Origin of the sequence: Fulvivirga lutimaris, from assembly GCF_009711525.1 — a bacterium.
Lineage (GTDB): Bacteria > Bacteroidota > Bacteroidia > Cytophagales > Cyclobacteriaceae > Fulvivirga > Fulvivirga lutimaris.
The window spans coordinates 1-3,625 of sequence record NZ_SMLV01000165.1 but is presented as its reverse complement, the minus strand read 5'-3'; the positions used below and the strand labels follow the sequence as shown (position 1 = coordinate 3,625).

At 35.8% G+C, this 3,625-nt stretch carries 3 protein-coding genes; 1 reads left to right on the top strand and 2 read right to left on the bottom strand.

Translation table 11 applies throughout. The features are described from left to right. Positions 1 to 199 precede the first annotated feature (199 nt). Both E1140_RS01240 and E1140_RS01235 read right to left on the bottom strand, forming a co-directional pair. Entirely contained in the window at positions 200 to 1,402 is a 1,203-nt protein-coding gene (locus E1140_RS01240; RefSeq protein WP_155178214.1) for a VOC family protein, read from the bottom strand. Positions 1,403 to 1,473: 71 nt separating this feature from the next. Next, positions 1,474 to 2,379, bottom strand: coding sequence for a LysR family transcriptional regulator (locus E1140_RS01235; protein ID WP_155178212.1), 906 nt, complete (start codon positions 2,377 to 2,379; stop codon positions 1,474 to 1,476). A gap of 161 nt (positions 2,380 to 2,540) precedes the next feature. Between E1140_RS01235 and E1140_RS01230 the strand changes: the two genes are divergently transcribed. Beyond that, positions 2,541 to 3,485 (top strand): universal stress protein, encoded by a 945-nt coding sequence (locus E1140_RS01230; RefSeq protein ID WP_155178210.1) that lies wholly within the window; start codon positions 2,541 to 2,543, stop codon positions 3,483 to 3,485. Positions 3,486 to 3,625 lie beyond the last annotated feature (140 nt).

Genomic DNA, 3,625 nt, shown 5'->3' with positions numbered 1-3,625 from the left:
GTAATGTTTATTTATAACAAATTGAAAAAGCTGTAATTGGATACTTTTTGTGGTTATAAATCACAGATAATCAATATTTTACATAAATCAGATTCGATTAATGTATTAGGCGTAATGAAGAGGTGTAATCAGATGATTTTTTGTTACCAATTAGCCTGAATTATCGGAGTTTATTTGCCTTTTGGATAAGGACTTTGCGTTACTGAATATGGTAAATGTAGTTTTCCGGACCGGTAAAGGAAGAGTTGTTATAGTCGAATTTTTCCCAGTGTTCATTCGCATATCTATTGAAGGCATTAACATCCTCAACCTGCCATTCTAATTCCACCGCTTTATTAACAGCATAGTTTTCCATGCCTCTACATTCATCCACCAGACCAATAAATCCTGAAGCTGAAGTTTGGTAAATTTTTGTCCAGCCCTGATCGGCCACTTTTTGATAGCCTAATACCTCCTCATAAAAGCTTTCCATTTTAAGCATGTCTTTATGATAAGTCCAGGTGATAGAACCATAGAAGCTAAGCGCGGTAGAAGTTTCTGTGCGCGGAGCTTCGGCCAGCACAGCCATAAACAACTCATTTTCAGGATGCTGCTTAAATTGCTCAAACTCTAATAGGTACCCTCCCGGATCTACAGCTACAAAACCATCATGCGGTCCGCCAGTCCGCGGTTTGTAAGTGTATTTGATGGGAACCTGCTGATCTTGCAAATAACTGTACCATTCTGGCAGCTGATCAGTAAGTAGTGCAACAGCCGTAGATTTTGGTTGATCTTTGACGTGTGTTTCGTTGAAAGCATGCAAATGTATGAAGACCTCATCACCAATTTGAAAGAGGCTCGAATCAACCTTGTTTAAACCCAAAATACCTTCATAAAAAGAAATTGCTTCCTCTATGTTCTCATAATATAGATGAGTTACCTGCTTTTTAACTTCAAAAGATGCTAAACTTCTATAAGCAGTGTTTTTGCTTAACAAATCATTAATTCCGCTATTTCCATATCCCAACAGTCGACCCAGTCTTCTCGCAATCCCCATCTTTAACTCCTCCTCTTTTGGATATTCTTCTACTGCTGCTTTCAACTGCTCATATTGTTTCAGTCGCTGCCCTGTATATATTAATATGACAGACTTGTTTTCTGTGGCTTCAAATGGAAACAGGAGTGTTTTAGGGAAGTTGTCTTCTCTGAAGAGTTGAACATTGTAATTATCAGCAATGGCCTTGTATTGATCCCAGTTCTTTTCAATAACATCATATGCCAGTGGGTGATGCAGGGCTAAAGGTTTATTGCCATTGGCTACCATTTCACAAAAAACTTCAAAGGCATCCAAATGATTTTCTTGCTGCTTAGAGCAAGCAAAACAGATAAATACTACTATAAGACTTTGTAGAAGGGTTCTCATGAGATTAATTATGTATTTAAAAATTTATCAAAGGCATTTTAGACTGCAGATACAACTACCATAATATAAGATTACATAAAGTTAGTTTGAATTACTTCTTCCTTATGCGATTTGATATATTCAATCAGCGCCTGGCAGGCTGGTGTTAAGTTTTTGCCACTGGTCCAAACCAGGTTCCAATTGGTTTTTATCGGTAAACCCTTCAAAGGCACTATTTTCAGTTTGTCTAATTGTAATGCATGCCTGAGTCCAATTAAGGGCATAATGGACATGCCCAGGCCAGCCATAACAGCCTGCTTTACCGCCTCATTAGAGGTAAGTTCGAAAGACCGGTTAGGAATAATTTTATTGATGTTCAGATAGTTTTCCATGGCCTTTCGCGTTGCCGATCCCTGCTCTCTGAATATTAACGGAATTTCTGTAAGTTTTTTCAATGTCATAGAATGGCTGTGCTGATAGTATTCCGAGCCGCTAACAAGGTGTAATACATTATCCATCAGTTCAATACGCTCAAGTGAGAGATCAGGAAGCACGGAAACAAGCGCAAAATCTGTTTCATTTCTGGCAAGACTTTCAACCACCAGATTTTTATTAGTAACATCTATTGTTAAATCGATATTAGGGTGCTCTCTGGTAAATCCTGTCAGGAAATAGGGGATCACATATTTTCCTGTGGATACTGATGCGATCTTAATTTTTCCTGTAAAGAGTCCTTTATATAAATTGGCAGTATCATTTATTCTTTCGGCACCTTCCAGCAGGGTTTCACTTAAGTTTAAGATTTGCTCGCCAAATTCTGTGACATACAGCTGCCGGCCTATTACTTCAGTCAATGGGATATCAAATTGATCCTGCAATTTTTTAAGCTGTATAGAAACTGCAGGTTGTGTTAGGTGAAGTTCGTCTGCGGCCTTAGTTATACTCTTATACTGGCAAACTTTAACAAACACTTTTAGCTGATGTAGGGTGTAATGCATTAATATAATTTATGGATACGTTAAAAATAATAAATAAAAAATTATGAAATGCATTATTCAGATTTGCAAAAACCAATCAGTAGTTATATCAGGTTGGCAGTAGATACAATTAAAGTCTTACATAATAATTACCCAGCTTAACTAAAACGCAACTCATAATTATGGAAAAATTAAATCATTGGCTAGTTGAAATTAATGACATTGAGTTAGAAAAAAATGTAATCATAAATGTTATTCAATTGGCAAATCACTTGAAGCCCAAGTCAATTAAGATTCTTTATATCTCAAAAGAGATTGACTTTTTAGATGACATCTATTCTGATTACCCAGATTTTCAAAAAACTAACCAGCAAAGCATCAAGCAGGAACTAGAAGTATTGATTAGTGAAAAGCTGCTGAAAACCATTGAATTTGAAATTGAGATTATCATTGGTAATCCTTTAACAGAAGTATTGAAAAGAAGTCAGGGGTTGGATATTGACTTAATTTTAATTGGTAATCAAGATGACTTTTCTAAGCTCGATAAGAAAATCATAAGAAAAGCCCCATGTAGTGTGCTGGTAGTTCCTTCCCGATTATTAATTGACATAAAAAGTATACTTATACCAGTGGATCATTCTGAGTATACCCAATTGAGCTTTGATACAGCAAAGGAGTTCACTGACAATTATGAAGTGCAGGATATTAAAGCTATACATTTATATAGAGATGCTACTCATTATCTTAATAGGGTTTTTGAATCACCTTTTGAAGTAAACGAGCTTCTTGCCAAACAGCAGACTTTAAATGAGAAATTAGAATCTTATGCCAATTTCAAGATCAATGAATTAATTGAAAACCAGAATTCTTTAAGGGGCCTGAAAGGTGAGACAGTGCAGTTGAGAAAGGGAAAGGAAATTTCTGAATATTTGAGTGAGCAACTGAATGGAAAGAATCCAGATCTTATCATTATGGGAGCCAGAGGAAAGACGGCATCAGCCGGCAACCTATTGGGTAGCGTGACTGAAAATCTTAGAGCGGACTTAAAGAAATCATTACTTTACGTGGTTAAAAATAAAGGTGAAAACGTAGGTTTTATACGGTCACTTTTAAATCTTGCCTCATAACTAGTCAAGGATTTTATAAGTGTAATAATTCATAAAATCATTTTCTATAACTTTTTCGAACCTTTTCTATCATTAAGCGTTATAATGCTATTGTGAATAATAGTAATACTATCAATTAGCATATAATGACTATACTTCAG

Excerpts from the sequence above, each read along its gene's own strand:
- E1140_RS01240 (WP_155178214.1), bottom strand. The coding sequence starts at position 1,402 with ATGAGAACCCTTCTACAAAGTCTTATAGTAGTATTTATCTGTTTTGCT.
- E1140_RS01235 (WP_155178212.1), bottom strand. The coding sequence starts at position 2,379 with ATGCATTACACCCTACATCAGCTAAAAGTGTTTGTTAAAGTTTGCCAG.
- E1140_RS01230 (WP_155178210.1), top strand. The coding sequence starts at position 2,541 with ATGGAAAAATTAAATCATTGGCTAGTTGAAATTAATGACATTGAGTTA.